Source organism: Amycolatopsis pretoriensis (assembly GCF_900107925.1).
GTDB classification, from domain to species: domain Bacteria; phylum Actinomycetota; class Actinomycetes; order Mycobacteriales; family Pseudonocardiaceae; genus Amycolatopsis; species Amycolatopsis pretoriensis.
In genome coordinates this window covers 1,041,287-1,064,066 of record NZ_FNUJ01000003.1, presented here as the reverse complement: position 1 = coordinate 1,064,066, position 22,780 = coordinate 1,041,287, and the positions used below count along the sequence as shown (strand labels likewise).

Genomic DNA, 22,780 nt, shown 5'->3' with positions numbered 1-22,780 from the left:
GATCAGGCCCACCGGCTCAGCTCACCGTTGAGCACGGCCGTGGCCAGCTCGATCCGGGAGCGGTGCCCAGAGCGGGTGAACAGCCGGCTCAGCCGACCTTCGATGCTCTTCTCGCTGACCCTCAAGGCCGTCGCAAGCTGCTTGTTGGTCAGCCCGTCGGCTGCCAGCAGAGCCAGCAGCCGCTCGTTCTCGATGACCGTGTTCGTCCGGCCGCGCACCGCCACGGAATGTTCACGCATGAGATTCCGCAGCCACGCTCGCGCCAGCAGAGCGTCGAGGCCGCCCAGCAGCTCGTACGCCTCGGTCAGTGATTCCGGTTCCGCGGCACCGTGCCGGACGAGCCGTTCCAGCACCACGGCCAGTTCGAGCGGCTGGGCCCGTCGGCGGGCCAGCTCCAGGCACTCCAAGGCGGCGTCTTGGTCTCGGTCGACCGTCGCCCGCACCAGCGACGCGTGGAGCACGACGCGGGCGGTGGGCATGGTGGCAGCGAGTTCGGTGAGAGCGTCGCGCGCCGACCACGCGGCTGTGTAATCCCCCCTTTCTAGTGCGAGGTCCGCCAGCTCCGCCCAGCACAATTCCGCCCCGGCGACCAGGCCGCGCTCAACGATGGCCTGCACCGTCCCCGTCAACCTGGCGACAGCTCGACCGTTGTCGCCGAGCGCCCGGTCGAGCCGGGTCTCGGCGATGTCGACGAGCTGGGTGAAGACGCAGGGCCGTGCTCGGGCCAGGCGAAGCAGCTCGCGGGCGCTGGCCAGCCTGCCCTGCAGGACCAGGAGCGTGATCGTCGCGTGCACCATGCCGGCGTGACCTGGATCATGGCGATGCTGCTCGACCGCCAGGCTGCGCCGGGTCAGGTCGACGGCCTGCCCAGGTCGGCCACGAAGTGCCGCCAGCGCAGATTGGGCGTGCAAGGGCAGGTCGTCCGTGGTGAGATGCTCGGCGGAGAGCAGTTCCTCGGCCCGGTCCGGATCCCCGATGACGAGCAAGGCAGTCACGTGCGAACGAACCTGGTCCAGCCGGTGGCGCGAGGTGCCGCGCAAAAGCCATAGCGCACGCGACGCCAGACTCGCCTCGAAACGGTCGAGGCGGCCGCCCCAGAGATCGGCCAGTGCCGCGAGCAGCTCACCGTGCATAGCCGACGTAGGGTTGCCCGACCGCCATTGCCCGGACCCCGCGGCGAGCAGATCCCGCGCCGTCGCCCATTGATCGAGCAGTGCGGCGGCGGCCGCTCTGGCAACGACGTGGTCCTCGCTGCGGCCGGCCCAGCTCTGCTGAGCCCCGGCCAGCGCGTGCAGGGCGGCCACGTCACCGAGGCAGAACATCGCCTGCGTGGCGATGAGCTGGACTTCCTGGGCAGCGTCCGGGCCGAGATGATCGGCATACTCGTCGAGCAGAGCGCGAGCGCCGCGGAGGCTGCTTTCGTGATCGCCGTACTGGTGACAGCTCGCGGTGTGCAGCAACAGGACCATCGCACGCCGGGAGCGGTCGGTGGAGAGCTCGCTGGCCGCGGCCAGCCAGCGCAGGACCAGCCCGAGGCGCTCCGGCCGTGCCGCAGCGGCCCGGGTGAGCAACTCGCCCAGGGCACGTTCCCGGTCCACCAGTGCGCCGGCGTTCGCGATCTGGTTGGCGAGGTGGTCGTCGTCCGCGCAGCGGGCCGCGCCCGACCACACCGCAGAGACCGCGGCCGCCGCGAGCGATCGGCGTTCCAGCGGGCCGAGGCTCGCCTCGAGCGCGGCGGCCACGAGCGGAATGGAGAACCGCCACGAAGCACCCCGTCGGCCGCGGTGGAGGACGCCGGACGCACTAAGCGAGTCGAGTGCTTCGAGAACGTCCCGGGGTGGCAGGTCAAGAGCCTTCTCCACCAGCCAGGGAACCGCGGAGCCCAGCGGGGCGAACACCGCGACGGCCTTGGCCACCGAATACGTGGTCGGCCCCAGTTCGCGAATCCGGAGCACGAGCCGACCTGCTTCAGGCCCCTCGGTCGGGTGCCCGCCGAGGGTCAGGTACGCCCGCCGGTCGACGACCTGTGCGCGTCCCTCGCGCCGGAGCATTCCGATGGTATCCCGGACCGCAGCAGGCACTCCGCGGCTGACCGAGAACACCTGCTCGATGAGTGCGGACTCGGGCGAAGCCCGGAGCACCGCGGCTACTTCACGGGCTACCTTCTGGCGTGGCCAAGGCGACAGCCGGAACGTCTGGGCGAGGCCTTCCGCCCGGAGGGCCCGCAAGGTTGCGGGGAATTCGGCCGCTGCGGTGCGTGTGGGAATCCGGGCTGTGCAGACGCACCTTGTCCGGGTCCCGGCCAGTCGCCGGACCAAGGCGGCCAGTACTGCCAGCGAATCCAGGTCGATCCACTGGACGTCATCAACGAGGAGAACGGTCTCGCCGCCGCTGCGCAGGAGCGGGGCGGCAACCGCGGCGGCTGCCCGCCGGGCGACGTGGGGATCGTGACCGGCTCCGTCAACTGGGCGGATGGGCGTCCACGGCCACGGCGAACCGTCAGAACCGGGCAGTGCCAGCACCTGGGGCCGCCCGGCGGGAACTACCTGGTCCGTGGTGCCTGAACCGGCAGTGTCGCCAGGGTAGGTCGCAGTCCCGAACTGGGCAGGCACTGGCTCACCACCGGTGGTAAACCGCATGCCCCACACTGTTGCCCCGCGGCGGGCAAAAATATCAGCGAGATCGGTGAGCAGCGCCGTCCGCCCGGTGCCGGCGAAGCCGGTGACCAGAACGAGCGGGGTGGTGGCCGCTCCGATCGCCTCGAGCACAAAACCCCCTCGCGGTAGCGACGTCCGGCCGGGCGCCAGCGAAAACATGAACTGGCCTCCGGTGCATACGTACGAGAACTTCTCCCCCCAGGGCCGAAAAGAACCGTGTGACGAACCGCCATCGGCGAGCCGCTGAGCACGACCGGCCGGAGAGGCGGCCGGCCGGATCGCCGATGCCGACGGCCCGGCCGGTCACCCCGGCGCCGCTCCGGCACTCACAGGAGGGGGGACTCGAGTGACGGAACTTGGTTGACGTTAAGGATTCACACGGCTTCTACCGGTCGGGGCGCCCGTCGAGGAGTCGTTCTTCAGACGGATCTGCCCCAAGAGTCCTCCCATCCGGTGGGGGCAGATACCACACCGGGCGCGTCCGGTCTATCCGGTGTCGGAGTATTTCGTGCACGGTCTGCTGCTGGTTCGTCTTCCGATGCCGCCTTGGCTCGATCCGGTCGTAACGTCGGTACGAAGTGATGGAATCGGGGTGGAGGGAAGTCCGCATGGGACGGCAGCGTGCTGACCTGGCCAGCCGGCGTGCTGTGGTCGACGCCTTGCGATGGAACGGGAAGCGTGCCGAACTCGTCGTCTTGCGCGCCGAGCGCGGTGGGGGCAAGTCCACACTGGCTGCGAAGGTGGCCGGAGAACTGACGCAGGCCGGATTCGGGGTGCTTGAAATCTCCGGTACCGGTCCACGTGAGGGATGGGATCTCTTCGGTGTCCACTCGGTACTGACTGCGGTCCGCAAAAGCTTCGAGCTGATGGACGCCGACCCCCGGCTGGCCGAGGCCATCGAGCTGGTGAGCCGGTTGTGCACGCCCGAAAGCTACGCTTCGCCGGCGCGGAAGACCAGTTTGCTTACGGCGCTGACCACTTTGTTCGGCCGGCTCGGTTCCGGACGGCCGCTCGGGGTGCTGATCGACGACGCCGATCGTATCCCGCGATCGGTCCCCCTGCTCGCGGCCGTCCGACGCGCCGGTCACCACGTCGTCGCGACCGCCACCGGCGACTCCGACGGCAGCGAGAAATGGCGACTCTGCGATTTCGCCGATCGCGTGATCGACCTGTCACCCCTTCCTGCCGAGGAAAGCGAACAGCTGCTCAGACAAATCGGTGCCGTACCTTTGGACGGACGCACCCGCGAGGCGCTGCGGGACGCGCTGCAAAGCTGGTACGGCAATCCGGGAACCTTGGTGACGACAGTGGCCGAACTGCTGCGGCGAGACCGCTTGGCGATCGCGGGCGGCCGGTGGTGCCTACGTGACCCCGGTCGTGCCATCGCCCTGCCTCCCGGCCACGTCCTGACCGCCGCGGTGGCGCGGCACGGCGAGTCCGGGACGAAAATCGTCCTCCTGGCCGCTAGCGAAGCGGGCCTCACAGCCGGAGACGTCCCGGTGCTCGCCGAGGCGATGGGCGGCACGGCAGCGGAATACGGGACGGTGGCGGACCGGCTCGTCGCCGACGGAGTTCTCCGGTACAGCGGGACCGGACGTCTGACCTGCTGCTGTCCCGCGTTGGCAACCTTCGTGGCCGAGCGGGCCGGTTCGGCCGCGGCCGAGAGGATGCACGCGGCGATCGCCGGCCGGAGCGCGGCCACGGACATCAGTGCGGCCGCTCACATCGCAGCGGCCGGGCGGTTCATGCCGGTCCGGCCAGAGCTGGCTGGACCGGTGCGGGAGGCCGCGCTCCGAGTAGCACCGGAGGACCGCAGACGGACGGTCGCCTACCGCTATGCGGCCTGGTGGCACGGCGGCGACGGCGTGGACGGCAGCCGCCTGCGGTCAGAGATGGTCAGCGCGCTCGTCCACACGGGAGACTACGAGCGGCTCGGCGGGTTTGTGGCCGAAGCCGTGCACCGGGCGAACGGTCTCGTGGCCGCCGACGAGCGCGCCGGCCTGGCCGTGGCTGCCGCCCTAGCCGCCGTGCACACCGGCCGGCCGGTCGAGGAGCCGGTGCGGAAGGCCGTGGCGTACGGCGATGCCGCCATCAGCCCGCTCACCCTCGCCGATCGATGGCTCGTTGGAGCGCCGGTCAGCCCGGAGGAGATTGCGGCGGCGTTCGCACCGCGTGCCAGCAACGGTGCCGTGGGCCGGGTACGCCGGGAGCGGCGATCGGGGGCGAATGCGGCGGAAGCGCTTGCGTACCGGGATCCGGTGCCGGCCCTTCGGGCGGCTCTCGGGCCGGAATACCGCGCGCCAACGTCCGGCTTCCTGGCGCACCAGCACCGGGTGGTCGAAGGGTACGCCAGTGGAGACTGGTGCGGTGCGCTCAGCGCTGCCCGCGAATTGGAGTTCACGTACGGCGCCGGCGAGCACGCGCTGGCGTGCTCGCGTCTGCTCGCGGCCGAGATGTGCGGCCGACGAGGGGAAAGCCGCCAGGCGAAGGCCTGGCTCGACGCGGCGGCGCCATCAGTGCTCCCGGCGACGCGTGCGTGGGTCGCGACTGGGCTGCGCTATCTCGACGGCGATGCCGAAAGCGCACTCGCAGAAGGCTGGCGCTGGTACACCTTGCACCCGCAAACCATCGACGAGCCTGGCCTGGCCAGGCTGCTGGTCCGGCTGGCTTCGATCGCGGTGGAAAGCGACCGTCGTCGGTCGGCCGGCCGCGCCTTGGCCGAGATCAACCACCACGCGACCACGCAGCCGGGCCGATTCAGCGAAGCGGCGTTGTTGGTGCGGGGATTGATCAACGACGACGCGACCGCGCTGCGGGCGGCGGAACGACTTGTCCGGAGCAGGGGAGACCGACCCGACCTCGTGGCATTGCGTCGGCACCTGAGCAGGATTGAAGGGCAGCCGTGTCCGGCGACGTTCAGGCGATCCATCACCGAAGTAGAGCGGCCGGACGATGCCACCGGCAGCGAGGCACCACCGAGCGCACACTTCGCCAGGCTGTCGCCGGTCGAGCGCCGGATCCTCGACCTGATCAGGGACGACAAGACGAACCGCCAGATCGCCCTCCACCTCCGGGTCAGTGCCAAGACCGTGGAGAAGCACCTGACGAGGTTGTTCGCGAAGGCGGGCTGCCGGACCCGGCATGGCCTGGCCATGTCCGGACTGGGTGCGGGGCCAGAGTCGATCGGCGCATGAGCGGGTGGTGCGCTGGCGCGGGAATCACCGACGCACCGACACAAGTCGGCTGGGAGGCCAGGAACGTGACTGACAACGTGGTGCTGGTGTCCCAGTCACCCGGCAACCGGTACCGCACCATCGGGCAGGCGCTCGCAGACGCGGCCGAGGGGGTGACGATTCTCGTGGCGCCCGGTCGGTACGCCGAAAACCTGACCCTGACCAGAGCGGTCACGATCGCCGCGGAGAACGGTCCCGGCACGGTTCAAGTCGTGGCCGAGACTGGTGCCGCCGTCGTGTCCAAAGCCGGATCGGCGGCACTGTCAGGCTTGACAGTGCGCACGGCCGACGCCGACAGCCCGGCGGTGCTCGTCGTGCACGGTCAGTTGGAACTCACTGAATGCGACCTGAGCGCCACGAGCTGGGTCACCGTGTTTGTCCGCGACCAAGGCAACGTGCTGATGCGCGAGTGCGAAATCCGCAATGCTGTCGGCGCGGGCGTCGTGACCACCTCCCCGGCCGGCGGAGTGCTGGACGCCTGCCGGCTGACCGAACTCGGCACCTCCGGCATCGTTGTCGCCGACGACGGGGCTCTGCTGGTCCGGTTCTGCACCGTCAGCGACGTGGGTGGTAACGGGATCTGCCTCAACGGCCGCGGCCGGCTTACGGTCGAAGACACCGTCGTCTCCGGTGCGGAAAAGCCGGCGGTGGCGGTGGAACAGCAGGCAACGATGGTTGCTTCGCGGCTGCGTGTCGGCGACGCCGGTGCCATCGGGTTCTACCTCGCGACGACCGAACACGTGGTGCTCGAAGGCTGCTCGGTGGTGAAGGCGGGCGCCGAAGGTGTTTTCGTCGCCGAGGGTTGTGCCCCGGGACTTCGCGACTGCTCCGTGAGCGGCGCGCGATCGAGCGGGTTGCACCTGGCCGGCCGGGCCGGGGGAACAGTATCCGGGTGCACGGTGTCCGATGTGGATGGTGTTGGGGTGGCTGTGACCGATCGCGCTGTCACCGAGTTCGATGGGCTCACGGTGTCCGGGTGCACCACCGGGGTGCGGGTCGACGCGAACGCCGATCCGCTTTTCCGGCGGCTCCGGGTCCTCGGCTCCGACGGGGCAGCCATTGAGATCGACGGTGGTGCGCGCAGTACAGCCGAAAACGTCGAGATTGACGGTGCGGGCGGCCTGGGACTGGCCGTCACTGGTGAAGCACGACCCTCGTTCACCGGGTTGAGCGTGAGCCGGACCGCGGCGGCGGGAGTCAGCGTCGTGGGGGCGGCCCTGATCCTGACCGACGGCGCCATCGATCGGGCCGGGGCGGCCGGAGTGCACGCCGGTGCCGGGGCGGACGTTTCGCTGACGCGGTGCCGGGTGCAGCGCAGCAAGAGCGCAGGGTGTCAATTCGACGAAGGGGCGTCGGGCTCGGTGACCGAGTCCGAGTTCTCCGGCGGGGCCGCCGACGGGATCCGCCTGGACACGGGGGAATCTGTCAAGATCGCGAATTGCACGGTGCGCGACAACCACGGCAGCGGCGTGCGGCAGACCAAGCCGGAGGCTGATATCGTCGTACTCGATCTGATCTCGAATAACAACCTCGTGCCCGATGCTTTCGGGACCGCCGCGAGCGCGCCGTCTCCCGAACCTGCGCCGCCGCAGCCACGGCCATTGCAGGCCTCTGACCCGTTGGTCGAGCTGCAGGGTCTGGTCGGGTTGGCTGGGGTGAAGGGCGAGGTCACTTCGCTGGTCAATCTGAACAAGATGGCCAAGCGGCGGCAGGATGCCGGCTTGTCGGCTCCGCCGATGGCACGGCACCTGGTTTTCGCTGGCGCTCCCGGCACGGGCAAGACCACCGTCGCGCGCCTCTACGGTCAGATCCTGGCGCAGTTGGGCGTACTGCGGAAAGGGCACCTGATCGAGGTGGCCAGGGCGGATCTGGTCGCGCAGATCATCGGCGGCACGGCCATCAAGACCACCGAGGCCTTCACCACCGCGCTTGGCGGGGTGCTGTTCATCGACGAGGCGTACACGCTCAGCAGCGGCGGTGGGGGCAGTGGGCCCGACTTCGGACGGGAAGCGATCGACACGCTGGTCAAGCTGATGGAGGATCATCGCGACGACGTCGTCGTGATCGCCGCAGGTTATTCCGCTGAGATGAGCCGGTTCCTCGAGGCCAACCCCGGAATGGAGTCCCGCTTCAGCCGCACCATCGAGTTCGCCAACTATACGGCGGAGGAACTGGTGACGATCGTGCGCACGCAGTGCGCGCGTCATGACTACCGCCTCGACGAGGACCTGGGTGAGGCGCTGCAGGACTACTTCGAGCGGATCCCGAAGGACGGCACCTTCGGAAACGGGCGGACGGCCCGCCGGGTGTTCGAGAGCATGACGGACTGTCAAGCGTCGAGACTCGCGACGGCTACGACGGTCAGCGCGGCCGACTTGACTCTGCTCACGGTCAACGATCTGCAGCTTAAGGCGTGACGAGCGGGAGCATCGGCGAGCGCGGACGGCAGGAGTGAAGATGAGTGGGGACGCGACAGCGCCGGTCGGTACGTCGCTGGTCGCCGAGCAGGTCGGCGCGCACGTGCTGATCCATGCCCGCGATGAGCCGCAGGAAGGGGACAGTTTCTTGGCGACACTGTCCGATGGCGGCTCGGGTGAGCTGTTCGTGCTGCTCTCCCGAGCTGCCCGCGAGAGCGGCTCGGTCGTAGAGGCGCTGCCCGATTTGCTGCGTCGTTACAGTGACGCTGGTTCGTTCTGGATCGGCCTGCCCGGGCTCGCCGCGGCGCCCGCGCGGGCAGCCTGGCTGGCCGGGATGCTCAGCCGGAACGTGTACGCCCCGGACGGCGGGTTCTCGACCAGGCCGGGAGCGGCCGCGTTTGCCGGGCACGGCATGGGCGGCACCGGCTGGTGGCGGTTCTCTCCGGACGCCCCAGCGATGCTCGCCGGGGTCCGGTTCCCGGTCCTGAGGTGGGAGCACCTCTGTCCCGCTCGACCGATCTCGGCCGGACCGGTGGTGGTCGAGCCGATTCCGGCCGGAGTCCTCGTGCGGCGGGTGGCGGATGCACCAGCGAGCACCGGGCACCCCGCGTCAGCCGTGCCAGCCGACGCGCGGTTTCCCCAGATCGTCGTCGGACCGGGCGAGGCGGCGCCGCCGGACGCCGTGGCCGAGATCCTGAACCGGATGCGGGACGCACGCCCGTCGCTCGTCGTGATGGCTCCGGATGCCGCTGCCCATACCTGGCTAGCCGAGCTGGCCTTGCGCTCACGGCAGGAGTTCAGGTTCCGCCCGGCCGGCCGCTATCAGCCGTTCCAGGCCCTGCTCAGCCAAACCGCCGGTGGTGGGGACCAGCACGTGCTCGAAATCTCCGCGCCACCACCCGGGTGGGTAACAGCGGGGCCGCGCAGCTACCGGCACGGCCACGGAACCGAGGCCGTCTTCGCCGACGTGGTGCCGTCAGGGCTAGTGCTCCGCCGGGAGGACGGCAAGCTCGCGGCCGAGATCGGACCGTTCGACCCGGCGGCCTGGAGCTTGGTCCTCGGAAGCCCCGGAGAAGTTGTCGGCATCCCCTTGCTCGTCGCCGCCGACCACCTCCTCAGCGGGCTCGACCCCCACCGCCGGGCGACGGTGCGAGTTCGGGTGGCTGGTGCACTCGACCCGGAGGCCGCCACGGCACTCGAGCGGCTGGCCACGCAGCGCCCGTCGGCAGCTCGTCGGCCAGTGCGAACCACACCCGCACCGAGCCGTCCGGCGGGGACCGCGGGAAATCCGGTCCGTCCCGCGGCGCCGGCGGCGACGAGTGAGCCCGAGGCGACGGTGAGTGCGTCGCTCGCTCCTCGGGTCGCTGTCGCGGCGACGGATCCATCTTCCTCGTCGGCAAGGCCGACGACCGCCTGGTCCGGAGCACCCGTCGTCACGGTCGCCGAACCCCGGCGGCGACCGGCGGTAGAGGTCTCCGCCGAGCCGCCTGCGGCCGAGCCGGAGTCACTCCGTGAGCCCGCCGCCCCCCCGACGGTTCGGCAGCCTGCGCAACCACAGGAACCGGCCGTGCACGAGCTCGAACCGGCAGTAGCTGGACCGGCTGAGGACGAAGGGCCGGTCGCGCCCGTGGTCTTGAAGGACCGCGCCAGCACGACCGCCGAGCAGAACCGCTTCACTTCCGGGGCGGGTGAAGCGTTCAACCAGGCGCTCGCGACCGTGAACGCCGCGCTGGCCGCGTGGCCGTCGATGCGTCAGCAGGGCGGTACGTCCGGGGCTAAGGCCGACTACGTCGCGGTGTGCCTCTACCTAGGGACAGGAGAGACCGGCGGAGCTGAGCTGAACGATGCTGTCCGAGCCGGGCGGAAGAGCGGGGTGGACGGCCAGATCCCCTGTCTTGTCTCGGGTCTGCGTCGGCTGCCGACCCATCGCCGTGCCGTGCTCAGACAGGGCCGGGTCGACGACTCTCTCGAGTACGGCGCGGCCCCGGGGTCACTGCTGGTCGAACCCGGATTCCTCAGCGCCAGCACGGAACTCGACGTGACTCTGCCGGGTGCCGACCTCGACGTGCTGATCTGGCCCGCCACCGCTCGGCGCACCTCCGAGCTAGTCGTCGGCCGCCCGATCAGCGAAACGGTCTTCGCGGCCGGAGCGCGGTTCAAGGCGCTTGCCGTACGCACCGATGAGGCAGACAGTGAAGACGAAGAGGTGGACCGCGTGATCGCACCCAGGACCGCGGCGTTGTTCCGCGAACTGGCTCCAGACGAGGACGTGACAGCTGAGCTGACCGAACGCGACCTCCACGTGCTCGAGAAGCTTGACCGGGTGCTCGCCCGCCGGCGGAAAGCAGAGCTGCGTGTGGTGGATGACCCCGGGATCGTCTCCCGGCTCACCGGCTCGATGCTGAAGTTCCGGGCCGAGACGGGACAGTCCGCCATGGCGGTGTCCCGATGAAGAGTGCGCGGCGGTCCGGGACGGCGGGCGCCGTGCTGCTGACCGTGCTGCTTGGCGCCCCGCCGGCCTGGGCCCAAGGACCGGTGGCGTCATTGCCGGGCGATCAGACCTCCTGCCTGGGACCACCGCAAGGTACCGAGCCCGGGACCCCCTGGGCGCAGCAGCAGCTCGCACCGGAGCGCGCTTGGCCACTGACCAAGGGCCGCGGGATCACGGTGGCCGTGGTCGATACCGGGGTGGACGGGCACATTCCCCAGCTGGCCGGACGGGTGCAGCCAGGACTCGACATCACGACGAATTTCCGTAGCCGCGCCGACGATGACTGTTATGGGCACGGCACTTTCCTCGCCGGAATCATTGCGGCCTCGAGTGCGCCTGGTACCGGTTTTGCCGGAGTGGCACCGGAGGTGTCGATCCTTCCGATTCGCTGTGCGACCGGCACCGCGAGAGAAGGGGTCGGCGCCCTCACTCCCGCGGCCATGGCACTGGGAATCCGCGAGGCCGTCGATTCCGGAGCACAGGTGATCAACATGTCGGCGAGCACCACGACGGCCGACGCAGCTCTCGCCGCCGCCGTCCAGTACGCGGCCGAGCACGACGTCGTCGTCGTGGCGTCAGCGGCGAACAGCGCCCAGCAGGGCGATCCAGTGACCTTCCCCGCGTCCTACCCGTCGGTCATCGCGGTGGGCGCGGTGGATCAGGCCGGCGTGCGGGCGGACTTCTCCCAGACCGGGCCGTTCCTTTCGTTGGTCGCACCCGGCGTCAACGTGACAAGCGTCGGACCCGGTGGTCCTGGGCACTGGCTCGGCAGCGGAACCAGCTATTCGGCTCCGTTTGTGGCGGGTGTGGCTGCGCTCGTCCGTGCCTATCGGCCCGGGCTGAGTGCGGCACAGGTGAAGCACCGGCTGACCGCCACCGCCCACCATCCGGCCGCCGTGCTGCCCGATCCCGGGCTCGGCTGGGGGATGGTGAACCCGCTGGCCGCGGTCACCACCGTGCTACCGGAGGAAACGGCCAGTGGACAGGGGGCTGTGGTCGCCCCGCCGCCGGCCAGACTGCCCGACGTCAAAGCGCCGGACGAGCAGGGGCCGGTCCTGGCCATCATGGCTGTTTTCCTGGTGGCCGTCCTGATTTTCGCGGTGGTGACGATTTCCCGGTTGACCGCAGCTGCCCGGCGGCGCTCGTGGCGGCCCGCTCGGGTGGCGGAGATTGTTCCCCCGATCACTCACGACAAGTGAGCGGTCACCTCTTCGGAGCCGGTGGTCACCGTCACGGCGGTGACCACCGGCTCCGTCATCACTCGGTGACGGCGTCGGGCGCGGGAACCAAAGGGGTCTGGACCAGGCGCACCGACCGGCGGCGGTTGACGAATTGAGCACGTCCCGGTGGGAGCACCCTCGGTTTGAGATTGCCGAGGAACGCCCCCTCCGACTTCGGACACGACAGCAACATGGCCGGTGTGCCGAGTTCCCACAACCGCCGGATGGCCGGATTCATCATCGACCGGCTCGCCCCCGCGGTGCTGCGAGCGATGATCAGGTGCACCCCGATGTCCGCAGCCTGCGGCAGCAGCGGAAGCAACGGCTGCAGAGGGTCGCCACTGCCCTCCGCGAGCTGGAAGTCGTCGATGACGATGTAGAGCCGGCCGCCCTGCCACCAGTCTCGCTTTTGCAGCCGCGCAGGACTGATCTCCGGACCAGGAATGCGTTTCCCGATCGCTTGTGCGGCCCCGGCGATGGACTTGGCCAGCGCCTCCACGCCAACGGCGTACTCAAGCTGGTGCTCTGGCGGAATGGCATCGTGTAGTTCGCGCTGGAAGTCACCGAACATGATCCGGGCTTCGTCGGGACCGTGGTGGGCGGCGATCGAGCGGGCGATGTGCCGCAGCAGGTTTGTCTTCCCCGTTTCGGCGTCACCGTAGATGAGCAGGTGCGGGGTGGCATCGAAGTCGTGCCACTGTGGACCGAGCTCGACGTCCTCCACTCCTAGCGCCATCCGCATCTCGGACGACGGCGACGGCGCGAACGGCGGGGGCAGATCCCGCACCGTCAGCTGATTCGGGAGCAGACGCACCTTCGGGGCCGCTGGAGCGCCTGGCATCGCGAGGGCCTCGGCCAGCTCCACCGTCGCGTCCGCGAGGTCGTGCGTACCCGGATAGCCGTCGATGCGGGGCAGCGCGGCGAGGAAGTGCAGCTGGTCCGGTGTGATCCCCCGGCCAGGGATCGATGGCACGGTCGCGGCGAACCGGCTGTTCACCTCCGAGTCCACCGGGTCGCCGAGCTTCAGCTCGAACCGGGTGCCCAGCACGTCCCGCAACCACGGGCGCATCTCCGACCACCGGTTGGACGCGATGGCGAGGTGGATGCCGAAGGTCAGGCCCCGGGCCGCCAGCTCGGTGAACCGCTCTTCGACTTCCTCGAAGTCCTGCCGGATCGTGTACCACCCGTCGACGACTAGGAACACGTCGCCGTAGGGGTCGAGATCCAGGTACTTTCCTTGAGCGCGAGCCCGGCGGTAGCTTGCCATCGAGTCGATGTTGTGCTCGGCGAACAACGCTTCTCGCCGCGCCATGAGGGTAGTCACCTCCAGGACCGTCCGGGTCACCCGGTCACGGTCCAGTCGGTTCGCGATGCTGCCCATGTGGGGCAACGCGGCCAGCGCGGTCAACGTGCCGCCGAAGTCCAGGCAGTAGAACTGCACCTCTCCGGCGGTGTGAGTCAGCGCGAGCCCAGCGATGAGCGTGCGTAGCATCGTGCTCTTGCCGCTCTGCGGACCGCCGACCACGGCGACGTTGCCCCGCGCGCCGCCCAGGTCAGCGGTGAGCAGTTCCCGCCGTTGCTGGGCAGGCAGGTCGATCAGCCCGAGCGGGACTGTCAGATTCGCGGTGTGCAGCTCGCCGACCGGTCGCGGGCCTAGCCCTGGGTGGTCCACCAGGGGCGGCAGCAGCTGGTCGAGAGTGGCCGGCTCCCTCAACGGGGGCAGCCACACCTGGTGTGCCCGCGGGCCGACGTCGCGAAGCCGCTCGATGAGTACGTCGAGCATGGTCAGCGTGCTGTCGTTCGGCTCCGGTACCACGGGCTCGGGCTCCGGCTCCACCGCCGCCGTAGGCGGTTCGACGTACCGGGTACCGAACGGCACAACGTGCTGCTCGACCGAAGTGGTCGCGCGCTGACGCCGTTTCGCCCGGTAGGGCGCAGACGAGTAGGCGCCCTTGAACCGCACCAAGGTCTGGGTGTCCGGGCGCAGGTAGCCGTTACCGGGGCTGTTCGGTAGTTCGTAGGCATCCGGCACGCCGATCACGCTGCGGCTCTCCATCGCCGAGAAGGTGCGGAGACCGATGCGGTAGGACAGGTGCGTCTCCACCTTGTGGATACGGCCTTCGTCGAGCCGCTGGGACGCGAGAAGCAGGTGCACGCCGAGGCTGCGGCCCAGCCGGCCAATCATCGCGAAGACGTCGATGAACTCCGGCTTGCTGGAAAGCATCTCGCTGAACTCGTCGACGACGATGAACAGCGCGGGCATCGGCTCCAGCGGAACGCCTTGAGCCCTCGCGGCTTCGTAGTCCCGCCGCGACGCGTAGTTGCCCGCGGCACGCAGATGCTCCTGACGCCGGTTCATCTCCCCGGTGAGGGCGTCCTGCATCCGGTCGACGAGCTCGATCTCGTCGACCAGGTTGGTGATCACCGCGGACGTGTGTGGCAGCTGGTCGAACCCGAGGAAGGCGGCACCGCCTTTGAAGTCGACCAAGACGAAATTGAGGTCCTCCGATGAATGCGTCGTCGCCAGCGCCAGCACCAAGGTGCGCAGCAGCTCGCTCTTGCCGGAACCAGTCGCGCCGACGCACAGGCCGTGCGGCCCCATGCCGTCTTCCGCGGCCTCCTTGATGTCCAGCTCCAGTGGAACCCCGGAACCGGAGATCCCGATCGGCACGCGCAGGCGCCGCTTGCTGCTCATCCGCTCGCGCCGGTACTTCGCCGGCTCGAAGGTCGCTACATCACCGAGGCCGAGCAGCGCGCCGAGATCGTAGTCGGCGGCCATTGGCTCCTGCTCGTCCGAACCGGCCTCGCCCACTCTGTAGCGCGCCATCGTCCTGGCCAGTGCTGCGGCGGAGATCTCGCTGAGTCGATCGGGACGGCACAGCGGTTTCGGCTGCGGCTTACCGAGCCGGTCGAAGGAAACCGTCCGGGCCTGCTGCTCGTCAACCTCCAGGAACAAGGCGCCATTGCGGTGCTGCCAGGGCAGCGAACCGGAGACGTCGAGGACCACGGCGTTGCGGTAACCCTCGTCGGCGGCCCGGTGGTCGGGGGGTACCCGGACGCCGTCGAGCACGAGGATCACAAAGGGTTCCGATCCGGTGATCGGCGTGTCCGCCTCGAAGCGGGGGCGGCCGGTGAAGGCCGGGCCGCCGAGCAGCAGCTCAGCTTCCGCGAGCCCGTTCGTGGCCAGACGGCGGGCGCCGGCCGCGTCGCGGCTGTCCTGGTCCTGGTTGTGAGGTAGCCACTTCAGCCAGTCCCACCGGTCCATGTGCTCGTCGGAAGCGCAGACGACGATGCGTGTGTCGCCCGGTCCGTGCGCGGTAGCGAACTGGCCGAGGATCGCTCGTACCATGCCCAGGACGGAGTCGTCGTCGCCACTGAACTGGATCTGCCCGAAACCGCGCAGGTACACCGCGATGGGTGCGGCCGGCAGTGTGGTGTAAGCGCGGAGGAACCTGCGTAGCGCGTGCGCCGATAATGGTTCGAGGTCTTCGATCGGCTTGGTGTCAGGCGGAGAGAGCTTGAGTGTCGAACGCTGGGTTCCCTGCCCGATCCTGACCTCACCGAAGTCGTCGTGCGCCGGTCGCCGTTCCCAAAGTCGATAACCCAGTGCGATGGACCAAAGCGCATGAGGATCGGGGTGGACCCAGCGTGCCGCACGCTGCTGCGCGGCCAGCGACGAACGGACCCGCTCCCGCAGCTGTGAAAGGTACCGGATGTAGTCACGCCGGTGGCCGTGCAGCTTTTGCTTGTGAGTAACCGAGCTACGCACCAGTTGGGTGATGAGCATCCCGATCGTCGACAGGACCATCATCCCGCCGCCGATGTAGGACATCGGTCCGGAGCCCGGCCGGACGAACATCATGACCATAGCCATGGAGCCGAGCCCCATCGGGGCGTACATAAGGACGGAACTGATGCCGCCACCGGTGTCCTCCGGTACGGCCGGTGGTTCCTGGATCTCTATTTCCGCCGCGGGCGCAGCCGGCTTCGGGCGGCGTGACCGCCGGGCGAACATGATCGTGCTCAAGGTGCTCCTCCGGTGAGTGGACTTCCCCTACTTCGGTACCGGAGCCGCGAAGCCCGGACCGGGTCGGTCTCACTTGTCTAGGTTCAGGCGGGGACCCGGTCCCTCGCCTTGGCAGGAAGGACCCGAACACCTGATGGAAGAGCAAACACAGCATCGCACAACCACCTCGGTAAGGCTACGTTTCGTTCTCGGGAAAAAAGCAACGGACGTGGCACTGCCCGCCGAGGTTCCGCTGGCCGAGCTGTTACCCGCGATCCTGCCCCAGTTCGGTGCCGAGTGGATAGAGCAGGGTGCGGACCACGAAGGATGGGTGGTTCAGCGCATCGGGGAAGAGCCCTTGGCGGAGGACCGCACCCTGGCCGAGCTCAACGTGCTCGATGGTGAGGTCGTTCACTTGCGACCGCGCGCCGATCAGCTGGCCGCGATTGACTATGACGACCTGGTCGACGGCGTCGGGGAACAGATCCGTGAGCATCCGGCAAGCTGGAACGCCGGGCACAGCAGGCGGACGTTCCGCATCGCTGCCGCGGTGGCGCTGGCGGCGGGGGTGGTTGTAGTGCCCGGTGCCGGGCCGGTGCCTGGGCAATCGGTTCTTTCCGCACTCATCGCCCTGATGTTGATCGCCGGTAGCGCGCTGGTCGCCAGGGGCGCGGGCAAGCCCCAGATCGCCACTGTCATGGCCGGGGCCGGCGCCTGCTATGCCGCAGAATGTGGCGCCCTCGTGGTCGAGGTGCTCGATCCCGTCGCGTCGCCGATGGTGCGCCTGTCTGGAGGGGCGGCAGGGGCACTTCTAGCCTTGGCCGCCGGACTCGTCGCCGTCGCTGACGCAGCCCTGCTCTTCACCGGGGCAACGGTGTTCGTGCTGCTGCTGGTCCTGACCGGGCTGGTCGGCTCGGTGACCTCGGCTACGCCGCCGCAGTCGGCCGCCATCGTGCTCGCCGTGTCCCTTGTCATGGGGGTCTTTGCGCCGGTCACGGCGTTCCGGCTGTCAGGGCTTACGCTGCCGATGCTACCGGGCGGCCCGCAGGAACTGGGCGAGGACATCGAGCCGGTGCCCCACCGGATCGTCGTCGAACGTGGTGCGGCGACAATGGCTTATGCGACGGCCCTGCACGTCGGGCTAGGACTCGGGCAGTTGGTCCTGTTGCCGCAGCTCGTCTTCGGCGGGTACGGCTGGTCGATGGTGCTATCTCTGGTCATCGCTTTACTGCTGTGTCTGCGATCCCGGCACCAGGGTGGGGCGGTGCAACGTTGGTCCCTGTTGGTCCCGGCCGCAGTGGTGGTCCTCGTGAACCTCCTGCACGTCGGGCCGGAGCAGACCGGAGTCGGCCGGATCGCCGTCGTACTTGCACCCGTGCTTGTTGCCGCGGCGCTGCTGTTGCTGCTCGGGGAGCGCCTGCCGGGGCGGCGGATGCGGCCTTACTGGGGGCGCGCGATCGAGATCCTCGAGTCGCTGACGGCAATCGCGATCATCCCTCTGCTCCTCCAAGTGCTCCACGTGTACGAGCTGATGCGCGGGCTGGCCGGCTGATGCAGTCACGCAAAGACCAGGTTCAGGCCTACTTCTTCGTTGTCGGACGGCTCGCCGCTGCGGTCACGCACGGCCGGCCGGACGTGTTGCAGCCGCCGAACAAGCGGACCAATTCCGGTGTCGTCCTGGGTTTCATGCTGGCCGCTGTGCTCGCCGGCATCTTCGGGGTCTACGGCCTCTTCGTTCCGGGTGGGGACAACACCTGGCAAAGCCAAGGTGCCATCGTGATGGACGAGTCGACCGGCGCCCGGTACGTCTACCTCGACGGGCAGCTCCGCCCGGTGCTGAACTATTCTTCGGCCAGACTGGCTTCCGGTAACGCCGGAGGTGGAAGCGTCATCTCGGTCTCGCGCAACTCGCTCAAGAACACGCCGATCGGCCAGCCGATCGGTATCCCCGGCGCGCCGGACGCGTTGCCGGACAGCGGGAAGCTCGTCGACCCTGCCTGGACCGAGTGTATCCAGCCCGGCGGCACGGTGACGCTGCTGCTCGGTGAAGTGAGGGACAAACCGGACGTTTCCGCCGCGCATGGCATAGTGGTCGCCACGCCTGACGGCGGCGTCTATCTGCTGTGGCAGGGTAAGCGGTACCGCGTCGGCGAACGCACGGTTCTCGAAACCCTCGGCTACGGTGCTGTGCGGCCCGTCCCGGTCGTCCCCAGCTGGCTCAACCCCATTCCCGCAGGGCCGGATATCACACTTCCGCAGGTACCGGGCGCCGGCACGTCGGGACCGGTGATCGACGGCAGGCCAAGCCGGGTCGGGCAGGTGTACAAGATACACAACGCGGCGCTCGGATTCGACCAGCTTTACCTCGTCGGCTCCGATGCTGTCAGTTCTCTCAGCCGGACAGGCGCGGCACTCGTACTTGCCAGTCCAGCCGCGAAAGCCGCCTATCGTGACGCTGAGGTACGGCCTATCGAGGCGGGGCCGGGTGCACTGTCGGGGATACCGGTTTCCGCCGGCCCCGACTTCGCTGCGGGGTTGCCGGCGGACCCGCCGCAGATCGTCACGCCCAGCCAAACGGACTCACCGTGTGTCAGTTTCATGCCCTCCGAGCACAGCGCGATGAGTGCCGCGGTCGAATTTCGCCCTGCGAGTCAGGTGGCGGCGAGATCAGTACCGGCTGCGGCTCACCGAGCCGGGGAGACGGCCGACCGGGTGGGGGTGCCGGCGGGCGCAGGGGTACTGGCAAAGGAACTTCTTGCGCCCGGGGCCGTGCCGGGAACCCTGTACCTGGTCACTGAGGTCGGCATTCGGTTTCCCCTCGCTGACGCGGGCGTTGCCGGCTCGCTCGGCTATCCGGCATCTTCGGCGGTGTTAGTTCCGCGGGAGCTGCTCGACCTGCTGCCGACCGGGCCGGTGCTGAGCGCGTCGGGCGCGGTGCAGCCGCAATCGCCGCAAATATCGAAGACATCCGGCTCATGAGGGGACCTCCTCGTGTCCCACTACGCGACGGGAACTGGGCCAAAAATTTTCGGCGAAAAATTATCCTATGAGATGTGGTCGACCGGCTGGCTTCTGCCGGGGGACCGTGCAAATGACAGCTCTAGAGCAGGAGACCGCAAGTGGCACATTCTACACAGCTCAACGTCGCGACCATTGAACAGCAGGCGGCCAAGCACGACGAGACCGCGCAGAACATCAGCGCCCAGCTCGACCAGCTCAAGCAGCAGGTCGAGGCCACGTTGGCAGCGAGCACCAGCGGCGCGACGCGGGCACTCAGCATGACCTGTGACAGCTGGATCGAGTCCGTTCGCAAGTCTGTGCTCGCGCACCTGCAGGCCATGGCCGAAAACATCCGTCGCGAAAGCAAGAACCAGGGTGCGACCGACGAGGCCAGCACTCAGGCGCTGCTGAACCTGCCCATGGAACTCGGTAATTTCCTCGTCTCCTGAGCATTCGATCGTTCACTGACAACCTGTTTCGAAGGGATTGCAAACATGGCTGGCGACACCATCACGTATGACTACGGCGTCATCGAAGAGTGTGTTTCGATGATGACCAAGAAGGCCGCGGAGATCGAAGCGCAGACCGACGGTCTCCGCGACGACGTCAAGCGAATCATGACGGATTGGCAGGGCGCGACCGCGGAGCGCTACGACCAGGTCGCCATGGATCTGCACAACGACCTCCAGCATAACAAGTCCAACCTCGACAACCTGAACAAGACGCTGCAGCGCGCGGCCGAAGAAATGCAGATGCAGGACCGTGCCAGTGCCGGACAGGTCGGCTAGTCGCACTGTGTGGGGTGCTTGCCTTGAGAAGCGAGCGAGCACCCCACATGGTTGTGGCGTCCAGCCCAGTTAAGGAGTACACATGTCCACCACCTTTGACGCGAACGGAATCAAGGAATCCGCTAAGAAGATCGGCGCGATCATGGACGACATGGACGCGTTCACCGCGTTGAAGCCGAACTGGCCGAATGCGGGTCACTTCGAGCTTGCCCAGTGGCTGGAGCGGATAGTCGACGACCGACGCAACGCTATCGTCGCGCACGCTGAGCACTTCAAGCTGGCGCTGGGCGAGATGCAAACGGCCTTGACCCAGATCGCGACTGATTTCGAGAACGCCGACGGCGACAACGCGGCCAAGATCAAGAGCAGTGTCGACGACCTCAAGACCCATGTCTCGGATGGCATTACGACGATGGACAAGAACACCGAGGCGCAGCAGCACAACTTCACCGGGGATTCGAAGCCCAATGATGGTGACGGTTACAACGACAATCTGACGACGAACACCTGACAGTCGTTGTCGAAGCTCTGCCCCGTGTTCGACTCCATTTAATGAGGAAATGCAGTCATGCCTGATTCGACTTACGACGGCCGCTTGGTCGGCGAGTACAACTCATCCGCGCCCGCCTTCCTGGCCGGACAGTACAAGTCTTACGGTGATCTTGCCAAGGCTGTCGAGGACCTCATTTATACCGCCGACAAGGGTGGTGGGGTCGAGGCGGGCCTGAGCAGCAACAAAGGCGCTGAAGCCTGGTACGTGCTCGGCATCGCCATCGCGGACGCGACCAAGCGGCTTGGTGAGATCAACACCAAGTTCGCAGCCGAAATCAAGGCGATGAAGGACCACCTCACGGGTGACGCCGGCGACGCGTTCGCCAAGTACGCGTCGGACTTGCTGAAGAGAAGCGAGGAGGTCTTCGCCACGCTCGACGGCAAGGCCTACGGTACGACGGTCGGCAACGTCGGACACGCCATCCAAGCCTACGCGGCCGCCTGGTGGGACCTGGTCCAGAAGTACGACGACCATCGTGCCAGCCAGGAGCAGCGCATCAAAGATCAAGGAATTGCCGGGATCAACTCGCTTGCCGACTTGTCCAACGACCTGTACGCATCCGACATGCAGAACCTTATCGACAAGATCACGAATGCGACCGCTGACGAAATTTCGAAGCTCGACGCAAAGGTCAAAGAGGACCTCCTTCGCGACCTCCAGAATCTGACGACGGGACTGGCGAACCAATACAACGCCCGAGCTCAAGACATGGTCCCGATTCGTATCATCGGTGAGAAACCCAAGGAAAGCTCCGGGGCGGGTAGTGGCAAGTCGGGCGGCGACAGCGGATCCAGTCACGCCAAGGATTCTGGAGACGGTAAGGACTCGGGCGACAGCGCGGATTCCGGCAAGAGCAAGAACTCGAGCGACAGCAAGGACTCCGGAGACGGTAAGGACTCGAGCGACAGCGCGGATTCCGGCAAGAGCAAGAACTCGAGCGACAGCAAAGAATCCGGCGACAGCAAGGACTCGGGAAGTGGATTTGGGGGCGGAAAGGCTGTTGACGTCGGAAACGCGGTCGATAAGGCGCTGGGAAAGATCAAGAGCGGCGACGGTTCCGCTTCGGGGGGGTCTGGCGGCACCGACGCCGAGCCGCGTGAGCAGAAGGAGCCGCAATCGCGAGTCCTGCAGCCAATGACGGAGGCCCAGGAAAAGGCGGGCGAAGCAGCAGCTCAGGCCGGTCGGCAGGCCGCCGACGCCATCAAAGGTCTGAGCGGCGACGCCGCGCCGGACACGGCCGGGGCGCCGGGCAGTACGCCCGGAACAGAGTCCGGCGGGCCTGGCGGGGTCCCGACGGAAACCGGCGGACCACTTCCGTTCGGCGGGAAGGCGCCCAGCGGGCAGGACCCAGCCGCCAAAGACGCCGCCGACAAGGCAAAAAAGGCGCTCGCCGGGATCGCAGGGCTGGGCGACCCCGCAGCCGGGGACGACACGCCGGGCGGGGGCGCAGCCTCTGCTGGTGGGAGCGGCAATTCATTGGACACTCCGGAGGCGAGGAAGGGTCTCACGGACGCCCACGACGCGGCGGGCCGAGCACTTGACGACCTGATCGGCAAGACTGACGATCCCGCCGCCAAGCAGGCACTCGAACGTGCGAAAGACGCAGCCGGACAGGCGATCGACGGGCTGTCTGCCCGGGCACACGGCGACGGGTCACCGGTCAAGGACAGTGCACCTTCGACGATGTCTGACGGGCCCGGCGCAGCAGATGACAAGAAGGTCGCACTGGATCGACAGCCCGCCCTGAACGATGCCCAAAAGCAGAAGGTCCAAGAAGCGCAGGCCGCGGTCGACAAGGTGATCGATGACCTGAGAGGGAAGAGCGACGACCCCAGCCGGCTCAACGCACTAGCGGTCGCGAGAAGCGCTGCCGACGACGCGCTCACAAACCTGGTGGACCCGGCGCGCGCCGAGATGGACCACAAGATGCTGCTGCCCACGTCCGCCCAGGATTTTCTCACTCCGACGAACGTCGGCCCGGCTGATTCCGCAGTCGACGCGAAGAGGCTGGAAGCGCTGACGGCGTCTCCGTCTGGAGGCGGCCCCGGCGGCGGAGCGAGGTTTTCTGGTCTCGACGGCCTGACGGCTGCGGAGACGGGTGGCGGGGGAGCCGGGGCCTCGGCGAGCGTCCCTGCCCAATTCGACACTGACACGTCGACCGCTCTGCAGCGGGGTGGGGGGACCCCGTTCCAGCAAGAGACGACGACGCCGGGGATTCCCGCAACACCGCAAACGGGAGGAATGGGATCCAGCATGCCCATGGGCGGCATGGGCGGCATGGGCGGTATGGGCGGTGTCGGCGGCGAGCAGAATAAGGAGCGTGAACCTCAGGTGTGGCTGCAGGCCGGGAACAGCGCCTGGGACGACGGCGAGTCTGACACGCCACCATCGCAAGTACTGGGCAGGAGTTGATCA

Annotated in this window: 12 protein-coding genes; 10 read left to right on the top strand and 2 right to left on the bottom strand. The window is 68.0% G+C overall.

Annotation, left to right across the window (positions count from 1 at the left end):
• Positions 1 to 2 precede the first annotated feature (2 nt).
• Positions 3 to 2,768, bottom strand: a complete 2,766-nt coding sequence (locus BLV96_RS17425; protein WP_158104059.1) for an AAA family ATPase — start codon at positions 2,766 to 2,768, stop codon at positions 3 to 5.
• A gap of 497 nt (positions 2,769 to 3,265) precedes the next feature.
• On the opposite strand from BLV96_RS17425, the gene BLV96_RS17420 reads away from it, so the two are divergent.
• The 4 genes from BLV96_RS17420 (at position 3,266) to mycP (ending at position 11,997) form a co-directional block, all read left to right on the top strand.
• On the top strand, positions 3,266 to 5,851 hold the full coding sequence (locus BLV96_RS17420; RefSeq protein WP_158104058.1) for a helix-turn-helix transcriptional regulator: 2,586 nt from the start codon (positions 3,266 to 3,268) through the stop codon (positions 5,849 to 5,851).
• A gap of 65 nt (positions 5,852 to 5,916) precedes the next feature.
• Complete coding sequence (locus BLV96_RS17415) at positions 5,917 to 8,307, top strand: right-handed parallel beta-helix repeat-containing protein (RefSeq protein WP_086671893.1); 2,391 nt, start codon at positions 5,917 to 5,919, stop codon at positions 8,305 to 8,307.
• A 40-nt stretch (positions 8,308 to 8,347) separates the two neighbouring features.
• Positions 8,348 to 10,759: a hypothetical protein gene (locus BLV96_RS17410; protein ID WP_086671891.1), complete on the top strand. Its 2,412-nt coding sequence runs from the start codon at positions 8,348 to 8,350 to the stop codon at positions 10,757 to 10,759.
• Positions 10,760 to 10,791: 32 nt separating this feature from the next.
• Positions 10,792 to 11,997, top strand: coding sequence for a type VII secretion-associated serine protease mycosin (mycP, locus tag BLV96_RS17405; RefSeq protein WP_244180269.1), 1,206 nt, complete (start codon positions 10,792 to 10,794; stop codon positions 11,995 to 11,997).
• 58 nt (positions 11,998 to 12,055) lie between these two features.
• On the opposite strand, the gene eccCa is transcribed toward mycP, so the two are convergent.
• Positions 12,056 to 16,045, bottom strand: a complete 3,990-nt coding sequence (gene eccCa, locus BLV96_RS17400) for a type VII secretion protein EccCa (RefSeq protein WP_086671887.1) — start codon at positions 16,043 to 16,045, stop codon at positions 12,056 to 12,058.
• A gap of 133 nt (positions 16,046 to 16,178) precedes the next feature.
• Here eccCa and eccD point away from each other — a divergent pair, with 133 nt between their 5' ends.
• From eccD to BLV96_RS17370, 6 genes are all read left to right on the top strand, one after another.
• On the top strand, positions 16,179 to 17,576 hold the full coding sequence (gene eccD, locus BLV96_RS17395; protein WP_086671885.1) for a type VII secretion integral membrane protein EccD: 1,398 nt from the start codon (positions 16,179 to 16,181) through the stop codon (positions 17,574 to 17,576).
• Positions 17,576 to 19,003: a type VII secretion protein EccB gene (eccB, locus tag BLV96_RS17390; RefSeq protein WP_086671883.1), complete on the top strand. Its 1,428-nt coding sequence runs from the start codon at positions 17,576 to 17,578 to the stop codon at positions 19,001 to 19,003. Before eccD ends, eccB begins: the two co-directional genes overlap by 1 nt.
• Before the next feature lie 140 nt (positions 19,004 to 19,143).
• Entirely contained in the window at positions 19,144 to 19,473 is a 330-nt protein-coding gene (locus BLV96_RS17385; RefSeq protein WP_086671880.1) for a hypothetical protein, read from the top strand.
• A 45-nt stretch (positions 19,474 to 19,518) separates the two neighbouring features.
• Positions 19,519 to 19,812, top strand: a complete 294-nt coding sequence (locus tag BLV96_RS17380; protein WP_086671878.1) for a WXG100 family type VII secretion target — start codon at positions 19,519 to 19,521, stop codon at positions 19,810 to 19,812.
• Positions 19,813 to 19,894: 82 nt separating this feature from the next.
• A complete protein-coding gene (locus tag BLV96_RS17375) occupies positions 19,895 to 20,323 on the top strand; it encodes a hypothetical protein (RefSeq protein WP_086671876.1) in 429 nt (142 codons plus the stop codon).
• 57 nt (positions 20,324 to 20,380) lie between these two features.
• A complete protein-coding gene (locus BLV96_RS17370; protein ID WP_086671874.1) occupies positions 20,381 to 22,777 on the top strand; it encodes an ICP22 family protein in 2,397 nt (798 codons plus the stop codon).
• Positions 22,778 to 22,780: the final 3 nt, after the last annotated feature.

Coding starts and splice junctions, on each gene's coding strand:
- BLV96_RS17420 (WP_158104058.1), top strand. CDS start 3,266: ATGGGACGGCAGCGTGCTGACCTGGCCAGCCGGCGTGCTGTGGTCGAC.
- BLV96_RS17410 (WP_086671891.1), top strand. CDS start 8,348: ATGAGTGGGGACGCGACAGCGCCGGTCGGTACGTCGCTGGTCGCCGAG.
- eccD (WP_086671885.1), top strand. CDS start 16,179: ATGGAAGAGCAAACACAGCATCGCACAACCACCTCGGTAAGGCTACGT.
- eccB (WP_086671883.1), top strand. CDS start 17,576: ATGCAGTCACGCAAAGACCAGGTTCAGGCCTACTTCTTCGTTGTCGGA.
- BLV96_RS17380 (WP_086671878.1), top strand. CDS start 19,519: ATGGCTGGCGACACCATCACGTATGACTACGGCGTCATCGAAGAGTGT.
- BLV96_RS17375 (WP_086671876.1), top strand. CDS start 19,895: ATGTCCACCACCTTTGACGCGAACGGAATCAAGGAATCCGCTAAGAAG.
- BLV96_RS17370 (WP_086671874.1), top strand. CDS start 20,381: ATGCCTGATTCGACTTACGACGGCCGCTTGGTCGGCGAGTACAACTCA.